Origin of the sequence: Reyranella sp. CPCC 100927 (assembly GCF_007859315.1) — a bacterium.
GTDB lineage: Bacteria > Pseudomonadota > Alphaproteobacteria > Reyranellales > Reyranellaceae > Vineibacter.
This window is the reverse complement of record NZ_VOHA01000041.1, coordinates 22,609-39,533: the sequence shown is the minus strand read 5'-3', so window position 1 is coordinate 39,533 and position 16,925 is coordinate 22,609. Positions and strand designations below refer to the sequence as shown.

Here is a 16,925-nt window from a genome sequence, read left to right as displayed (position 1 = left end):
GAGAAAACTGTTACCCATGTGGTGAGCACAAACTGTTACCCATGTTGCGGCTGAAGACCTTCGGCCACCTCCCCCACTGCGTGGGGGAGGGAATTACGCCGCGAGCTTCAGTCCTGTTTGCATGACGGTGCGTGTCGTTGGACGACGAGCCCGGTCAGCCAGCATCGTCACCGTCCCCCGCGGCGCCATGGTCGCGAAGCCGTTGTGCACGATGCGCAGGTGCGTACCGCCCGATGGCGTGCCGGCCAGTTCGAAAGTGACGACGGAGTCGAGCCCTTCGCCGCCGCGCCAACTGTAGCGCAGCAACCGATGTGGTTCGGCCGCGAGCACCTCGCAGTCGATGGCGCCACCGACGTCAGGCTCGCCTTGCAAGACGAAGCGATCACCGACCGCGGGACGGATGTCGTTGGGCATCAACCAGGCGGCCAGCAGTTCGGGCTCCGTCAGCGCGCGCCAGACCTGCGCCGGCGGCTGATCGAGATCGCACTCGACGGTGATGGAGTCGTCGCACGCTCTATCGTCGGTCATGTGTCCATTCCCTTCAGCACGTCTTTCAGCTTCTCGATCCGCGCCGGCCAGAAGCTGCGGTAGCGATCGATCCAGTTGACCAGCGGCGTCAGCCCCTTGGGATCGACGCGGTAATAGGCGAACCTGCCTTCGCGGCGCTCGGCCACCAACCCTGCCCCGCGCAGCGCCGCCAGGTGCTGCGAAATCGCGGGCTGCGAAACATCAAAGCCTGCCTTCAGCTCCGACACGCTCATTTCGCGCCGGGCCAGCCGTTCGAAGATCGCGCGCCGCGTCGGGTCGGCCAGCGCCCGGAGAATTTCCGTCTCGATCATGCCTATATATAAGTACCTACTTATTCGAAATACAAGAGGCTGTTATCCTGACAGCCTGTGATTTTATGGGCCCACGCTGTCATCCCGAGTGGAGCGAGGGATCTTTTCCGGCCGTCAACGGCCCAGAAACTGCCGAAAGCTTCCTCGCTACACTCGGAATGACAGCGCGAAGCGATCAAGATCACATCCTCCGAGCGTGGCGAGGGATAAGCGCCGATCTCAAGATCCCTCGCTACGCTCGGGATGACAGCGGCGCTACAGCGCGCTGCGCGCGCCACGCCAGCAGTTGGCGGGCCAACACCGGCACCGCCATGGCGATGCCGATCAGCGTGCTGGTGATGCCGGGCGCAATGGTGGGCAGCGACGCGATACCCAGCAGCCAGCATTCCCAGCCGGCCAGCGGCGTCAGCAGGTAGCGGCTGAAGGCGGCACCCAGGAACGTGATGCCGATCAGGCAGCCGCCCAGGGTGAACAGGAAGTCGCCCCACGAGAAGCCGGGCAGCACCAGCAGCAGCGACGGCGAGAACACGAAGACGAATGGCACCAGCGCCTTGGCGAGCGCCAATCGGAATGCCGTGTTGCCGGTGCGGAACGGATCGGCGGCTGCCATGCTGGCGGCAGCGTAGGCCGCGACGGCGACCGGCGGCGTCACGTCGGCCAGCACGCCGTAGTAGAAGACGAAGAAGTGCGTCACCAACGGCGCCACGCCCAGCAGGCCCATGGCCGGCGCCGCCACCGTCACCATGATGATGTAGGTGGCCGTGGTCGGCACGCCGCAGCCCATCAGGATGCAGACCAGCGCCGTCATGATCAGGGTGAAGATCAGCACCAGGCTGGCGCGGTCGGTGGGCAGGAACGGCTGCAGCACGCCGGCGGCGTCGTTGGCGACACCGACGATGATAGTGGCGAACTTCAGCGCCGTGCCGGTCAGGGTCACGACACCGATGATGATGCCGATGGCGGCGGCGGCAGCACCCACCGCCAGCGCGTACTTCGCGCCCATGACGAAGGCGTCGACCATGTCGGTCACCGCCATGCGCCCGGCGGCAACGATGGCGCCACTGCCCTCGCGTGCCGCCGCGATCAGCGGCCGGATGATGCCGACGGCGATACAGAGCGAGATGCCCCAGAACGCGGCGAGGTATGGCGTCGAGCCGTCAAACAACTTCCACAGCAGGCCGGCGAGCGGAATGAGCGTCACCCAGTCAGCGCGCAAGGTCGCCTTCCAGTCCGGCATCTCGTGCGGCTCAAGCCCGCGCAGGCCCACGCGCTTGGCCTCGAAATGCACCTGCACGAAGACGCCGAAGAAATGCAGGAAGGCCGGCACGATGGCGGCCACGATGATGGTCTGGTACGGCAGGCTGAGATACTCGACCATCAGGAACGCCGCGGCACCCATCACCGGCGGCGTGATCTGGCCACCGGTGCTGGCGGTGGCCTCGACACCGGCGGCGAAATGCGGGCGGTAGCCCAGCCGCTTCATCATCGGGATGGTGAGCGAGCCGACGGTGACGGCGTTGGCCACCGACGAGCCCGAGATCATACCGAACAGCGCTGATCCGAAGATCGCCACCTTGGCCGGACCGCCGGCGAAGCGCCCGGCCACCGCCATGGCGAGCGCCAGGAACAAGCGCCCCAGGCCGATGCGCATGGCCACGACGCCGAACAGCACGAAGTGGAAGACGTAGGTGGCGACGACGCCGATCGGGATGCCGTAGATGCCCTGGCTGGTGAGGTAGAGGTGGTCCATCAGCTGCGACCACGTCGTGCCGGGATGCACCAGGATGCCCGGCATCCAGGGGCCGAGGAAGGCATAGGCGATGAAGGCCAGCGAGATGATCACCAGCGGCCATCCCATGGTACGCCGCGTCGCCTCCAGCACGATGCCGGTGAGGATCGTGCCCATCACCACGTCGATGGGCAGCGGATTGCCGACGCGGAACGCAATGTCCTCGAAGATTGCCGGCAGGTAGAGCGAGGCGACGGCGGCGGCGATCAGCAAGGCCCAGTCATAGAGCGGCACCGCGCCCGGCTTCCACCAGGCCGAGACCGGCGCGGCATCGGCGTGCCTGCGGTTGGCGGCGAAGACCAGGAAGATCAGGCCCAGCACCAAGGCCATGTGGATGCCGCGATGCGTCTGCTCGCGCAGCAGCCCGAACCCCGCCGTGTAGTAGTGGAAGCACGACAGCGCGAACAGCATCGCCGCCACGATCCATGTTGCCGGCGGCAGCAGCGGCCGGAAGTGCATCTCGGCATCGAACTGCCGCTCGAGCTCTTCGGCCTTCTTGATATCGACGTTGACGGCGGTCATGGGCGGTTGTCATCCTGAGCGAAGCGAAGGATCTCTTGTACGGTGGCACCGCACGGGACCATCCATGGCGTATGTGCGTCCGTGAGCACCGCCCGTGCGCATTCATGGCACAACGGATCCTTCGCTTCGCTCAGGATGACAGAGGCTTCGCTCAGGATGACAGAGTACGTCATGTTTTCAGGGATTCGCCGTCGTGCGGCATGAGGTCTTCCCACGTTGGATTGGCGGCCATCACAAGCTCGTTCTTGCGAAGGCGACGCCAGCCCTTGAGCTGTTTCTCGCGCGCAATGGCTTGGCTCACGTCTCGGTATTCTTCGGCATAGACCAGCCGGTGGATGCGATACTTCTTCACGAATGCACTGCCGACTCCCTCGCGATGCTGCCAGACGCGTCGTTCTAGGTCGTTCGTGACGCCCACGTACATCGCGTGAAACGACCGGCTGACCATAATGTAGACCCAGTAGCGATGGTCGCGGTTCATGACGAAAGGCCCGTGCCATCGGACCGCACAACAGATCCTTCGCTTCGCTCAGGATGACAGTTTACTTCGCCACGCCCTTCTCCTTGTAGAACCGCTCGGCACCGGGGTGGACGGGGATGCCGGCGCCGGCGAGCGCGGTCTTGAGCTGGATGGTCTTGCCCTTGGCATGGCCGGCGTCGAGCAGCTTGCGGGTGTTGTCGTTCCACAACGCCTTCGTGACCTCGTAGACCAGATCGTCGGACTGCTTGGCCGATGTCACCCATTGCGCGTTGACGCTGATGGTCTTGGCGCCAGCGACGCCCTTGTAGGCATCGGTCGGGATCTCGTCGCGGGCGAAGAACGTGTACTGCGCCAGCATCTTGTCGATGCCCGGTCCCTCGACCGGCACCAGTTCGATGCCGCTGGTGGCAGCCAGTTCGCTGATGGCGCCCTGCGGATAGCCGGTGACGCTGACAAAGGCATCGAGCGCCCCGTCCTTGAGCTTGTCGGCCGACTGTTGCGGCTTGAGATACTCGGCCTTGATGTCCTTCTCCGTCAGGCCGAATGCGGCCAGGATCATGCGGGCGTCGACCAGGGTGCCCGAGCCCGGCTCGTCGAGCGACACGCGCTTGCCCTTCAGATCGGCCACCGACTTGAGGCCGGAGCCCTTGCGCGCCACCAGGTGGATGCTCTCCGGATAGAGGTTGGCGATCAGGCGCAGGCTCTCGACCTTCGGCTTGCCCTCGTAGAGGCCGGTGCCGGTATAGGCCCAGTACGCCACATCGGACTGCGTGAAACCCGACTCCATCGAGCCGCCGTTGACGGCATTGACGTTGGCCACCGAGCCGTTGGACGCCACCGCCGTTGCCACCAGGCCGGGCACGCCGCACGAGCCGCCCTGATCGCAGGCCCGCGAGCCGGGGGGATTGGAGATGGCGTTGGCGATTACGCCGGCCAGCGGATAGTACGTACCCGCCGTGCCGCCCGTGCCGATGCGGAAAAACTTCACCTGCTGCGCGTGTGGGGCGCCGGTGGTGGCGAAGGCACCCGTGGTGGCCACTGCGCTCAGTGTCAGGAACCGCCGTCTGTCGATCATGTGTTTCTCTCCCCTGTCTCGGGGCGATTAAAGCGGGCGTGGTGCGCGATAGCAACGGGCGATGACTTCTTCCCCACGCAGCGGGGAGATGGCCCGATACGACGTGGTCTTGGCGTCTGAGACTGCGTCGGCTCCCCCTTCCGGCTCAGGTACGTCGACGCTCAGCGTCGAAGTACCCACCTTCCCCCAGCTTCGCCGTGGGAGGAAAAAACTGTCATCGAAGCAGGGTTGAAAGGCGGGCCGCGGCACGGCATACCCCCGCGCCACGATGACAGGGAGCACGGTATGACAGGCGGACACGGCCACCATGGTGCGGGCCACGACGATCACGGCGGCAGCAACAAGAAGATCGCGCTGTTGATCTCGGTGCTGGCGCTGTTCCTGGCGGTCTCGGAGACCCTGGGCAAAAGCGCCCAGACGGCAACCCTGGCGCAGAACATCGAGGCGGCGAACCTGTGGTCGTTCTTCCAGGCCAAGACCATCCGCATGACGACGCTGCGCACGGCATCGGAGGAACTGGAGATCACGGCGAAGTATACGGCCGACCCTGAGGCCAAGAAGTCGATGGAGCATCGCCTGGCGCTGTGGAAACGCAACCACGACCGCTATGACGACGAGCCGGAGACCGGCGAAGGCCGCAAGCAGCTCTCGGCACGCGCCAAGGCAGCCGAGAAGAAGCGCGACGATGCCGCCGCCGCGCACCACCACTACGAGGTGGCGTCGGCGGCCTTGCAGATCGCGATCGTGCTGGCGTCGGCGGCCATCATCACCGGCATGACGGCACTGATCTGGGGTGCCATCGGCCTGGGCGGCATCGCCGTGGCCTTCACAGCCATCGGCCTGTTCAAACCGCATTTGATTCATCTGTTCTAGGGCGGCCGCTCGCTGGTAGCGCGGACGTCATGCCTGCGTTCGAGGATGGCATCGCCGGCGCCGCGCATGAACGGGCCGGAGGCCCGCGCTCCCAGGAGAGCCGCCGCAAAGTCGGTTGCGGAAATGGCGGAAACCGTCCTGGGGGCATGGGCAGCCTGCCCTGAGCCTGCCGAAGGGTCTTGGCCACATTTGGCGATAGCGTCGCTGTCGCCGGACACGCCTCCGGCCTGCGCCCCCGGGGGAAGTTTGATGACCTGCCAGCGCACGGCCGGGCGGCCCGAGCCACCCTTCTCGGGTTTCAGCGGCTGCAGCCAGCCAGCCTCCACCAGTTGCCTGGCGATCGCATCGGCGCCGTCGGCGTCGACCGTCTGTGACAGCATGGTGCGGCGGATTTCCTCGCGTGACACCGTCTCGGGACGATGTTCTTCCAGCCATTGCAGCACCCGGTCGGTCTTACGCTGGTGATCGCGGCTGGCGCTGCTCCGAAAGACGGCCTCGGCGTGCGGCCACAGGTAGGTCTGCCAGAGATCGACCGCCGCTTCGATGGCCCCGGCCGGCACCTGCACCGGCTCCGGTGCCTCGGCCGTCTCAGTCGCCCAGTCCAGGAAACTCAGCACACCCGCGAGGCGCAACACAGTGGCGTCGCCTTGGCGCCACCAGGCGAGCGCACGACCGGACAGACCGCGAGCACCCTGATCATGTGCGCGGCGGAACGTCTCGAAGACGGCGAGCGCTGCCGCTGACAGCGGCACGTCACGGAACTCCGGCGGCAGGTCGACCAGCCGGGCCAGCGCCTCGCGTACCGCGGCCGGCGGCTCGGCATTCGCGGCTGACAGCGCGCGCAATGGCGGCGGTGCTGGCCAGACCACGAGGATGCGCGCGAGCATGTCATCGTCATCAGCACGGCGGACCGGCGGCAATGCATCGACATCCAGGACGCCCAGGATCGAGAGGGCGCCGACAATGTCAGCCGCCGGCTGATGACGGCGGCTGATGGTCCACGGCCGCGCCGACCACAGCTTCAGCCAGCTCTGCTGATCGACGCCGGCCCGACGCCGCGAGGCTTGCTTCAACCAGGCCCCGAGCGCGTCGGTGGTCATCAGCATGCCCTGGTGGCGGCCGGCCATGGCCGCGGCGATCGCATCGAGGCGCACATCATCGACCACCAGCCGGCGCGGCAACGGCGGTTCCATCGCGTCCACGGGCAGATCATCCGGCACCGCCCGGCTCATCACCATGTTGTACACGTCCTGCCGCCAGCGTCGGGTCAGCGCACGCGCCGCCTCGCGCGTTGCGGCGTGTCGACGGAAAGCAGCATCACCGGTCATGCCGCGACGCGTCTCGAGATCGCGCATCAGGCCGAGCACGGTGTCCCTGGCGCGCGTGCGGGCCGCCGATGGCGCGCCGACCAATCCCGTCCACAGTACGCAGGGCTCGCCCCATCCCGGCACCGGACTGACGCGCCGCGCGTTGCCGATCAGGCCGGCCATGGCGGTCAGCAACGCCAGCGCGACATCATCGATCGGCGCACCCGCCGTGCGGGCCGTCTGCTCGACCCAGGCGCGCCACAGCGGCGGCAGCACAGCGGCCGGGAAGGCTGGCACGTCGGGAGGCTCATCGGATATCGCGTCAGTCCCTGAAACGCGGGGTGCTGATCCCTTCTCCGCCCGCGCCGCGGGGGGAGAAGGAGGGGTCCACGCGCAGCGTGGAAGGGTCGTGTGGGTGGTCAAGACGCCTGCGGTTTCGTTAGCGAGATCACGTCCGCCTCCTACACCCACCTCACCCTCCCCTCGCTCACGCGATGGGTCTTTCCCGCCGCCGCGCGGGCTATCGGATTCACACACCCAGAACGTCCCCTCCTCCTCCTCCGGGGGAAAGCAACGAACAGCGCTTTCCGATGACGGGCGCGATGTGTGAACACGATCGCCGCTGCGCGGGCGGAGAGGACCCGCATCGCCCTGTGCGACGGTGTTGCCCTCTGCAATGAGGACCGGTGGCGGCTTGTCGCGTTTGCCGGGACCGGCACCGCGGTCAGGCGGAGCGTCCTGCCCGCTCGCCTCACGCAGCGCGCGGCGCAGGGCAGCGACTTCGGAGTCAGGCGGACTCGACGGCGCATCGAACCACGACACCGGCCAGGTGCGCGGCGCGCGGACCACGACGAGCGAGCGCACGATGCCGTGCAGGCGCACCCGCATCCGCTCTATCGTGGTCGAGTCGGCACCGTCGCCGGCAGGCCACAGAATGACATCGCGACCGCTGAAGGGCGTAACGTCGGCCATATTCACATAGTTGCTGCCCAGCGCCCACGCGGCGCAGACATGGTCGGGAAACAGACCCGATGCCGAGTCGGCCAGTGCCTCGCTCTCAAGCAGCAGCACCGGCGCATCTGGACGTTCAGCCAGCGCCGCCGCGCGATAGATCGGCAGTGGTGCCGGTGTGAGCGGCATGTGCCAGAAGCAGTGCTCGCCTTTCCTGACGGCCGCGTGGACGATTTTCCGCTGGCCTTGCACAACAAAGCCGGCGACGGCAAACGCGTCGGTGTAGTGCCACCAGCGCACGGGCTTCCCGTACTGGGGGTGCGTCAGGGTCGCAAAATCGCTGGCGCTCATGGGGTGCCTGCGGTGGTGTGGAAAGAGGTTCTGGCCGACGACGGCAATCAGCGCCGGTCCGACAGGCCAGCACGCCTGTCGCTGCAGAAATGGTCTGCTCAGCGGCGTTAACCTGCTGACGATCCAGCGCCGATTGTGTCTGTGTGTTGATGTGTATAAATTATTCTCTTATCGAAAACAAGTGATTTTCCTCCTTGGTTATGTAGCTACATGTAGCCACATTCATGCACATGAAAACCGTATCCATCCGTGACGCTAAAAACCACCTCACCGAACTCGCGCGCGACGTGGAGAACGGTGAAACGATCGTCGTGACACGCAACGGCCGCCCCGTCTTCGATCTCGTGCCGCACAGCGCGCGCGGCGGTTTGGATCTCGCGGCGGGTGACGCCTATCTACGGTCGCGAGGAATCAAAAAAGCCGTGCCGTTCATTGCCGACGATTTCGACGCACCGCTGCCGGAGGACTTCCTTCTCCGGAAGCTGCCGACACCCTGATGCGTGTTCTGCTCGACACGCATATCGTCCTGGGATTCCTGCGACGCAGCCTGGTCAGGCAACATCCTGACATCGCGCGTCACCTCATCGACCCGTCCACGATCGGGTTTGTCAGCGTTGCCAGTCTCTGGGAAACGGCCATCAAGACGCGGTTAGGAAAGCTTGATCCCGGCATGCCGCTGCAGGATATCGCCGGGTACGTCGAGGCGCTTGGCCTCACCCTCCTGCCGATCCACACCAGCCATGTGATTACTGCCGCTGAACCCGAGCGGCCGACTCGCGATCCGTTCGATCGGCTTTTGCTAGCGCAGTGCCAAGTAGAGAACCTGAAACTGGTGACGGTGGACCGCGCTTTGCACGACCATCCCCTGGCATGGCAAATCTGACGTCATGCGTGGTGGCCGCCCTGTCTTCGATCTCGTACTGCACACTGTGCCACTAGCCCATTCTTACGCCTTGCCGACCAGTGCCTGCACGAAGGTCTCCGCGGAGTCCTTGAGTTGCTTGCGGCTGTAGCCAGCGCGTTCCATCACGGCGAGCCCTCTCGTGAAGGTGACGACGACACGCGCCAGTCGTTTTGAGTCGATCGCCGCTTTCGTGGCTGGAATGGCGTCGATAGCCTTGTCGATGCATTGTTCAAGTCGGCCCAGCACGCCGCGCACGCGCTGACGCACATCCGTGCTGGAAATGGCCGCATCGAGCGCGGTACGCGTTGTCAGGCAGCCGCGCGGCGGTGAGCCGCTGGTCATGTTCACAATGATGACGTCGAAGAACTTGTCGAGCCGGGCCGCAGCGTCATCGCCCTGGGTCAAGGCACGATCGACCATCTCCAGGAATTGCTCGGCGTACCGGTCGAACGCACGCAGGAAAATCGCTTCCTTGTCGCCGTAGGCGTTGTAGAGACTGCCGCGCTGGACTCCCGTCGCCGCGGCAAGATCCTGCATCGTCGCGTCGTGAAGACCTTTGCGCCAGAATACATCCAGCGCGATGGCGATCACTTCCTGCTCGTCGAATTGACGCGCGCCCACCATTTCAGGCACTCCGGCGATTCATCTTTGACAAGATCGTCAAATTTGACAACAATGTCAAGAATGATCCCACGACCGACCAGGAACAGAAGCCACATCTGGCGCGAGATGGTCACTGCATTCGGACTGTCCGCCGGTACCGCAGTGGCGCTGGGACTCTCGCGCTTTGCCTACGGCCTGCTGCTGCCGCCGATGCGCGCCGATCTGGGTTGGACCTACGTTGAGGCTGGCGCGCTGAATACGGCCAATGGTGCCGGCTACGTGGTCGGTGCGCTCGTCGCGACATGGACAGCGCGCCGTTGGGGCACGGCCCGTGCCTTCCTCGCCGGTTTCCTGGCGAGCGTCCTGGTTCTGCTCGCAACGGCCGCAACGACGAGCCTTTCTCTCCTCGTGGCCTTGCGGACTGTCGGCGGCATCACGACAGCGCTGACCTTCATCCTCGGCGCCGGACTGGCGGTCGCCATCTGCCCCACACAGGATCCGCGCCGGCGTGGCACCCTGGTCGGCATTTACGTTGCCGGCGTCAGTATCGGCATCCTTCTCGCAGGCGTCGCCGTGCCGATCATTCTGGAGGCTGGCGTACACCAATGGCCGGTGGGCTGGATCGTGTTGGGCCTCATGGGTGCCGCCGGGCTGCCGGCGGCGTGGTGGGCCGCCCGCCGCGTCACCGAACCGGTCGGCGGCGGCACGGCGATGTTGGCTTGGCACGAACTGCGTCAACTGGCACCCACGTTTGCCGGCTACGGCCTCTTCGGCGCCGGCTATGTCGGCTACATGACGTTCATCATCGCGCTGCTGCAGAAGCAGGGCAGCAGCAGCGACCAGGTGACATGGTTCTGGTGTGTCCTGGGGCTCTTCGCGGCCGTATCCACCCTGCTGTGGGGGCGGGCCCTGGGTGCCTTTCACGGCGGTCGCGGGCCAGCCCTGGTGTTCGGGGTGACGATGCTGGGCACCCTGCCCGTCCTCGTTGATTCCGGTCCGACGGCGATGTTCGTGTCGGCGATCCTGTTCGGCGGCAGCTTTCTGGCCGGCCCGACAGCGATCACCATCGTCGCGCAACGCCAGTTGCCGGCATCATCCTGGACAGCCGCCATCTCTCTGCTGACCGTCAGCTTCGCGACGGGGCAGGCTGCCGGCCCGGTCCTGGCAGGTGCGATTTCCGACGCAACAGACAGCATCGCCGCGGGCTTCTGGGTATCGCCCGTTCTGTTGGGCCTCGCAGCGTGCGTAAACCTGCTGCAGCGTCCGCCGGCGCCAGCCAGGTGATGCCAACCTGGGAGACGGTCCGCGACTACGCTCATTCGTAGGTACTCGGTACAAGCGGCCAGTCACACTGTACAAGGATAGGCAGGTCGTATACCCCTCACCCTCCCATCGCTGCGCGATGGGCCCTCATTCCGTTCTCGCGGCGCGAGGGGTCATGCTGCCCTCAGCAGCGACGGCGGTTGCGGCGGACAGATCAGCGCGAAGGCGATCTGGATGACGCCGCCGGCCAGGCCGAGCGAGACGCCGATGTGCCAGGCCATCGTATAGGAGCCGAGCGCATCGTAGAGCAGCCCGCCCCCGTAGGCGCCGAGGAAGCTGCCGACCTGATGGCTCATGAAGGCAAGCCCCTGGATCATCGGCTGCCAGCGCAACCCGAACATCTCGGCAATGGCACCGGCGGCCAGCGGACCCACGCCCATCCAGAGGAAACCCATGATGGCACCGAACAGCAGCGTGGATTCAGGGGTTGCCGGCAGCGTGAAGTACCAGCCAAGCGCCAGAGACCGCAGAATGTAGATCGCACCGAGCAGCGCGAGCTTGTTCCAGCGCTGGCCGGCCCAGCCGAAGAACAGTGAGCCCAGCACGTTGAAGCCGCCGATCATGCCGAGCGTCTGCGCGCTCAGCATCGGATCGAGGCCGCAGATCGCCAGATAAGACGGCAGATGCGTGGTGAGAAAGACGAGTTGCATGCCACAGACCATGTAAGCGCCAGTCATCACCACGAAGGAGGTGTTGCCGAACGCGGTCCTCGCGGCCATCGCCGCCGTAGCGTTGCCGATGTCGTCGGCCGCGGGCTTGGGCAGCGGAATCCTGTCGATGCGGCCGGCGTACCAGGCGGCTGGGATCATCAGCAAAGCCAGCAGCACGAAGCCCAGCAACCCGACACGCCAGCCGAAGCCTTCGTTCAACAATTGCCCGATCGGCGCCGACAGCAGCGCGCCCAGCGAGCCCGCGGCGGAGACGATGCCGAGCACCGTCGACCGTACCGCCGCCGGCACCGCGCGTGCCGTCACCGACATCGCGATCGCCGTCGCCGTGCAAGCGAGTGATGTTCCGATCAGGATGCCGCCGCCGATCGTGATGCTGACGACACCGTGTGCGCCCGCCATCAGTGCAAGCCCTGCGATATAGAGCAACGAGCCGGTCACCATGAGTGGACGAAAGCCGTAGCGCACCGCCATGGCGCCCGTGAACGGCTGCAGGAATCCCCAGGTGAGATTCTGGACCGCAAGCGCCAGCGTGAAGTCGGACACCGAGATCCGAATGTCGTGGGTCAGCGGTTGAAGGAAGATGCCAAGGCTTTGCCTGAGCCCCATGCTCAGCGTCAGCATGACGGAAGCGCCGATCAGGATCGGCAGCGCGGGACGCAGGACGTGCAGCAAGGGCATCGCTCTTGTTCTTCCGTTTGTCGGTGCGGGCGCCCGCACATCGTTGGCAGGTCGCTCCCGCGCCGCATCTATTTACAATAACGTATGTTGCGTAAAATCATCAAAGGCTGCCCTGCGCAAGACAGAAAAAGGCCGTCATTCTGCGTGCCGAGAAGGCTCATGGAGGCGCGAACGTCCGGCTCGCATTTCCGTGGCCGCCGCCCGTACCCCTTCAAGGTGAAACGACATGACCGGGATCCGCCGGCGATGCACGGGCGAAAGCGCATGCTCTCGCCTGTGTCCCAAGGGCGGTTCATGAGCGCCGCTGGAGCGGCGCGGTCCCAGCCGTCGCCGGCACTGCCTTCACGGTCCGGACGACCGCAGGCTACCTCACCTTACCGCGCGAGCCGACCTTGCCGGTTGCGGTCGGCGGCGGCGCGATCATGGCGATCGTGGCGTCCAGGAGGGCCTTGACCCGGGCCGGCTGGAACCGTTCCGGTTCGATCGGGAACATCATCATCCAGCCGTCACCCATCGCACTCAGCTGATCGGCCAGCAAGTCGGCCGCGATGTCGTTGCGGATCAGGCCCCGGTCCTGCCCGCGCGCCAAGATCGCCGCCAGCGCACTGCGATAGCGGGCGTAGCGCCGCTGGTAGACGGCGGCGAACGCCGGCTCGTGCCGCGCGTAGGCCAGCAACTGAAACCCCGCCAGCCACGGGGCGGGATCGTCGGCGTTCGTCCAATCCAGCCAGCGCTGGAAGCCGACCCTGACGTCGATCCGATCCTGCCCCTTGCCAAGCTGGGCGTCGAATTGGTCGAACAGGCTTTCAGCGACGGCGATGACCATCTCTTCCTTGTTCGCGAAATAGTAGGTCACCGCTCCCGTGGTGCATCCCGCGTGTTGCGCCACTTTGCGCAGCGAGGCACCGGCAAAACCCTCCTGCGCGATCACTGCGATTGCCGCCTTCAGCAGTTCCGCCCGCTTCGCCTCGCGGTCGCCCACCGGCCGCCCCCGTCCGCGGACAGCCGGTTCGGCTTCACTGTCGGCCGTCGGGCGGCCAGCCCTCGTCGAGGGAACATGATTGCGAATCATGCGAGGAAAATAGCGCGTTCGGTGGCCATATAAATTATCATAACATCTGTTGTGTTAAATATGGAAACCGGCTATTCTGCAAATCGTCATACGAACCAGGGAGAAGCACCATGCAGGACGCCATGCGGAGAGCATTCCTGGAGGACGGGGCCGTCCTCATCAAAGGCTGCCTGGACGACGCGCAGTTGGCGCAATGCCGGTCGGCCTTCGACTGGGCCGTCGAAAATCCCGGCCCCTACGCGTCGCGGATGTACAAAGGGACCGAGCAGCAGTCGCACGTCGACAACAGCAACCCGCTCGCCAAGCCGCGACTGGACGCGCTGGTGCCGTCCCTGCCCTTCGGCCGGCTGTTCGCCGACCTGTGGGGCTCACAGCACGTCTGGTACTTCGCCGAGGAAGTGTTTCTCAAAGCTGGCGGCTGCGGCGCCCGCACGCTGTGGCATCAGGACACGTCCTATCTGCCGTGGGGCGGCCTGCACTGGGGCAATGCGTGGATCAGCTTCGAAGCCGTCCCCCAGCGCAATGCGCTGGAAATCGTTCGCGGCTCGCATCGGGGTACGCGCTACGACGGCACCACCTTCCGCGATCCCAACGACCCGACGCAGCCCCTGCATGGCGGCGACGCCCTGCCCCGTCTGCCGGACATCGAGGCCGAGCGCAAAGCCGATCCCGATGCCTACGACATTCTCTCGTGGGCGACAGAGCCCGGCGACGTGGTTGTGCTCCATCCCGGCACGCTGCATGGCGGTGCGCCGGTCGATGCCGACTTTCCGGACCGTCACACCATCGTCTTCCGCTTCTTCGGCGATGACGCGACGTTCCACCCGCTGCCGGAAGAAAGCCGCGCGGGCTACGCGCGCAACGGCACGCTCTTCAAGGAAGAGATGGCGGCCCTGGCGCCGGGCGCGCCCTTCCGCGCGCCCGTCTTCCGCCAGCTCGTCTAAGGGGAGATCGAACCGTGAGCGCACAGGATCTCAGGCGTCAATCGATCAACCCGGGCCCTACCCAGGCGATGTACGACTCCCTTCACTTCGCGCAGGCGACGCGCGTGGGCAACACGATCTGGGTTTCCGGCCAGGTCGGGATCGACGCCGCAATGACTCCCGGCAAGGGCATGGAAGCACAGGCGCAGCTTGCCTTCCGGGCCCTGCAAACCGTCCTCGAGGCGGCGGGCGCCAGCCTGGCGGATGTCGTCGAGCTGACGACATTCCACACCAACCTGCGCGGCGAGATGCGGGCTTTTGCGCGGATCAAGGATACTTTCTTTCCCGACCGCTATCCGTCATGGACTGCCGTCGGCGTAACCGAATTGGCGCTTCCCGAACTGTGCGTGGAAATCCGCGCCGTCGCCGTGGCCGGTTGCGGCGCGGCGTGACGGCATCGCGTGCAGCGATTGAAATGCTGTGTGCCGGTGCGGGCAGCCTATGATCGAACGGCGTTGGCAACTCGTCTTCAGGCGTGGACAGTGTTGAAAGAGTGATTTCTACTTCTCCTGGGTATGCAGGTTTGGAGTAGTGAGGGTGAAGTGCGAACCGTCAAATGCGCCGTTCATGGCTCACAGCAAGAAACGCTTGTGTGCCAGCACATTGTCGATGGCCTGACCCATCGTAAGCGGGTTGGCTTTTTCTGGCCGTCGGACAACCCGAACAATTCTCGGCCGGACGCTTGGTGCTCGGCTTGCGAAGAACGGCGAATCAACGTCGGTGGTGAGTGGGTTGGCGAAGCGCTGGAGCAAGCGGAGCCCAAAGTGCTGTGCGGTGCCTGTTACGATCTCGCGAAATTCTTCCACATGGGAGGAAACCCGTGGTCATAGATCGCTTAACGCTTTGGTAAGTGTTCGGATCTTGGACCACAACCGTCGTGCTGAGCGCAGCAAAGGACCTTGCGGTGCATCGTCAAAGGCATGACGGTGCTGATATCAGCACCGCAAGGTCCTTTGCTGCGCTCAGGACGACGACAGTGGTGATTACCCCGCCCCCTGCCCTCACCGCGCTCTCCCTCTCCTCCCCGCTCGCGCGGGGCGAGAGGTGTGGGATCAGCCGGCGCCCTGCAGGACACTGACGGCGACGCAGGCGTTGGCCAGCGGCACCAGCATGACCTGGGCGCCGTTGGGCATCGTCATCAGTGTCATGTCGCCCAGCACGCCGGTCTGGCCGTTCTGCTTGGCGAGTTCCGCCGCCACGACCTGGCAGTTGTCGGTCGTCGGCGTCACCCGCACCAGGGAGCCCTCACAGGCGTTGCCGACCGGCGCCGCGAAAACGATGCCGGCCGCGCGCTGCGCCGGGTTGGCGGGGTTGACGTTGCTCAGCGCGACCACCGACTGCACGCTGTGCGCATCGCCGGCTTCGGCGTTCCACGTCGACTTGGCGCTGTAGGCCGAACCCGCGGCAACAAGGCGGCCCAGGCCACCGAAGACGTTGGCGCACTTGGCGATCTTGCCCTGCTTGGCGTGTTCGTCGAACACCGTCGGCTGTGGTGCCGGCTGACCTTGCGGCGGCTGTTGCTGTGTCTGCGGCGTCGGCGCGGCCGCCGGCGGCTGCTGGGACTGCTGCGCGGCCGGCGGCTGCGGTGCCGGTGCGGCAGGCTTGGTCGCCGGTGGCTTCGCCGCAGGCGGCGTTTGTGCGACCTGGTCCGGTGCCGGTGCAGACGGTGCGTGCGTGGGCGCCTGCTGCGCGTAAACAACAGCACCGATACCGACAGCGGCGGCAACAAGAACGGCGCCCTCGACGAGGGTACGCAGAGTGGTCCGAGACATCGACTACAATCCCCTACGCTAACGATTCATTTTCTTGGCGCGGCGCACAGTACCCAGTCCACGGAGCGCGGGCTATGGCGTTTGCGTCCCAACAGTCCACCGTGGTGCAGATGCCGAGCCATCGCTCGGATTCGATCACACGACCGCATTTACTTCGCTTCCGCGAGCGCGGCGAACAGGCCCTCGAGCGGCGCCTGCAACGTGACGGTAGCGGCCGGCGGCACCGCATACGTCACGGTGCAGGGCGTGCCGGTCCGGATGTGGCGCTTCAGCATGTCGCCGACCGCGATCACGGCATGGCAGAAGAACGGATCGCAGCGATCGGTCTGGACGCGTATCCGATCCGGCCGATTGCCCATGGCCAGCTCGATCGTCTGGCCCACACCGGCAGCAGCGGGAATGCGCATCATCATCAGCGGCTTGCCGTCCGCCGTCGCCGCCAGCGACCAGCTGAAGGCGGCGTTTCCCTGCTGGTCCACGACCGTTTGCGTGACGTTGCACACGCGGTGTTTCGACTTCTGGCTTTCGTCGCAGATCAGGGTCCAGTTCTTGAAGGGGTGAATGATTCGTCGGTAATCGCCGAGTTTCTCCCCGTCCGGAATCGCAACCTCCGACGGCTTCACGACATAGGTGGGCGCCGGCGCGGGCGGCGCTGCGATCGTCGCGGCACACGATATCGCCAATCCTGCCAGGCAATCGAACGGACCCATGAATTCCCGCAATGTCTTGGC

The 16,925-nt window shown here is 65.5% G+C and carries 17 protein-coding genes; 6 read left to right on the top strand and 11 right to left on the bottom strand.

What is annotated here, in order from left to right; all coding sequences use genetic code 11:
• Positions 1-93: 93 nt before the first annotated feature.
• The 5 genes from FQU96_RS41185 to FQU96_RS41165 all read right to left on the bottom strand — a co-directional run bounded on the left by FQU96_RS41185 (position 94) and on the right by FQU96_RS41165 (position 4,706).
• A complete protein-coding gene (locus FQU96_RS41185; protein ID WP_146547265.1) occupies positions 94-528 on the bottom strand; it encodes an SRPBCC domain-containing protein in 435 nt (144 codons plus the stop codon).
• The gene (locus FQU96_RS41180) at positions 525-839 is read right to left on the bottom strand and encodes a helix-turn-helix transcriptional regulator (protein ID WP_146547264.1); all 315 of its coding nucleotides are present in this window, start codon (positions 837-839) and stop codon (positions 525-527) included. The genes FQU96_RS41185 and FQU96_RS41180 overlap by 4 nt, the downstream gene beginning before the upstream one ends.
• Before the next feature lie 232 nt (positions 840-1,071).
• Positions 1,072-3,150 carry a TRAP transporter permease gene (locus FQU96_RS41175; protein ID WP_146547263.1) on the bottom strand — a complete coding sequence of 693 codons (2,079 nt, stop codon included), beginning with the start codon at positions 3,148-3,150 and terminating at the stop codon, positions 1,072-1,074.
• Between the two features lie 169 nt (positions 3,151-3,319).
• Positions 3,320-3,631: a GIY-YIG nuclease family protein gene (locus tag FQU96_RS41170; protein ID WP_146547262.1), complete on the bottom strand. Its 312-nt coding sequence runs from the start codon at positions 3,629-3,631 to the stop codon at positions 3,320-3,322.
• A 61-nt stretch (positions 3,632-3,692) separates the two neighbouring features.
• On the bottom strand, positions 3,693-4,706 hold the full coding sequence (locus FQU96_RS41165; protein ID WP_146547261.1) for a TAXI family TRAP transporter solute-binding subunit: 1,014 nt from the start codon (positions 4,704-4,706) through the stop codon (positions 3,693-3,695).
• A gap of 285 nt (positions 4,707-4,991) precedes the next feature.
• Between FQU96_RS41165 and FQU96_RS41160 the strand changes: the two genes are divergently transcribed.
• Complete coding sequence (locus FQU96_RS41160) at positions 4,992-5,579, top strand: DUF4337 domain-containing protein (protein WP_146547260.1); 588 nt, start codon at positions 4,992-4,994, stop codon at positions 5,577-5,579.
• Here the strand turns inward: FQU96_RS41160 and FQU96_RS41155 are convergent.
• Positions 5,576-8,188 carry a DUF3987 domain-containing protein gene (locus FQU96_RS41155; protein ID WP_146547259.1) on the bottom strand — a complete coding sequence of 871 codons (2,613 nt, stop codon included), beginning with the start codon at positions 8,186-8,188 and terminating at the stop codon, positions 5,576-5,578. The genes FQU96_RS41160 and FQU96_RS41155 overlap by 4 nt on opposite strands.
• A 230-nt stretch (positions 8,189-8,418) precedes the next feature.
• Between FQU96_RS41155 and FQU96_RS41150 the strand changes: the two genes are divergently transcribed.
• Together FQU96_RS41150 and FQU96_RS41145 are read left to right on the top strand one after the other, a co-directional pair.
• A complete protein-coding gene (locus tag FQU96_RS41150) occupies positions 8,419-8,685 on the top strand; it encodes a type II toxin-antitoxin system Phd/YefM family antitoxin (protein ID WP_146547258.1) in 267 nt (88 codons plus the stop codon).
• The gene (locus FQU96_RS41145) at positions 8,685-9,071 is read left to right on the top strand and encodes a type II toxin-antitoxin system VapC family toxin (RefSeq protein ID WP_146547257.1); all 387 of its coding nucleotides are present in this window, start codon (positions 8,685-8,687) and stop codon (positions 9,069-9,071) included. The genes FQU96_RS41150 and FQU96_RS41145 overlap by 1 nt, the downstream gene beginning before the upstream one ends.
• A 63-nt stretch (positions 9,072-9,134) precedes the next feature.
• On the opposite strand, the gene FQU96_RS41140 is transcribed toward FQU96_RS41145, so the two are convergent.
• Positions 9,135-9,716: a TetR/AcrR family transcriptional regulator gene (locus FQU96_RS41140; RefSeq protein WP_146547256.1), complete on the bottom strand. Its 582-nt coding sequence runs from the start codon at positions 9,714-9,716 to the stop codon at positions 9,135-9,137.
• 105 nt (positions 9,717-9,821) lie between these two features.
• On the opposite strand from FQU96_RS41140, the gene FQU96_RS41135 reads away from it, so the two are divergent.
• Entirely contained in the window at positions 9,822-10,979 is a 1,158-nt protein-coding gene (locus FQU96_RS41135) for a YbfB/YjiJ family MFS transporter (RefSeq protein WP_178131172.1), read from the top strand.
• 152 nt (positions 10,980-11,131) lie between these two features.
• On the opposite strand, the gene FQU96_RS41130 is transcribed toward FQU96_RS41135, so the two are convergent.
• Positions 11,132-12,367 carry an MFS transporter gene (locus FQU96_RS41130; protein WP_146547254.1) on the bottom strand — a complete coding sequence of 412 codons (1,236 nt, stop codon included), beginning with the start codon at positions 12,365-12,367 and terminating at the stop codon, positions 11,132-11,134.
• Positions 12,368-12,731: 364 nt separating this feature from the next.
• On the bottom strand, positions 12,732-13,349 hold the full coding sequence (locus tag FQU96_RS41125) for a TetR/AcrR family transcriptional regulator (RefSeq protein WP_218575077.1): 618 nt from the start codon (positions 13,347-13,349) through the stop codon (positions 12,732-12,734).
• A 200-nt stretch (positions 13,350-13,549) separates the two neighbouring features.
• Between FQU96_RS41125 and FQU96_RS41120 the strand changes: the two genes are divergently transcribed.
• A complete protein-coding gene (locus FQU96_RS41120; protein WP_146547252.1) occupies positions 13,550-14,383 on the top strand; it encodes a phytanoyl-CoA dioxygenase family protein in 834 nt (277 codons plus the stop codon).
• Between the two features lie 14 nt (positions 14,384-14,397).
• Entirely contained in the window at positions 14,398-14,814 is a 417-nt protein-coding gene (locus FQU96_RS41115) for a RidA family protein (RefSeq protein WP_146547251.1), read from the top strand.
• A gap of 660 nt (positions 14,815-15,474) precedes the next feature.
• On the opposite strand, the gene FQU96_RS41110 is transcribed toward FQU96_RS41115, so the two are convergent.
• On the bottom strand, positions 15,475-16,194 hold the full coding sequence (locus FQU96_RS41110) for a hypothetical protein (RefSeq protein WP_146547250.1): 720 nt from the start codon (positions 16,192-16,194) through the stop codon (positions 15,475-15,477).
• Between the two features lie 149 nt (positions 16,195-16,343).
• Entirely contained in the window at positions 16,344-16,904 is a 561-nt protein-coding gene (locus FQU96_RS41105; protein WP_146547249.1) for an invasion associated locus B family protein, read from the bottom strand.
• Positions 16,905-16,925: the final 21 nt, after the last annotated feature.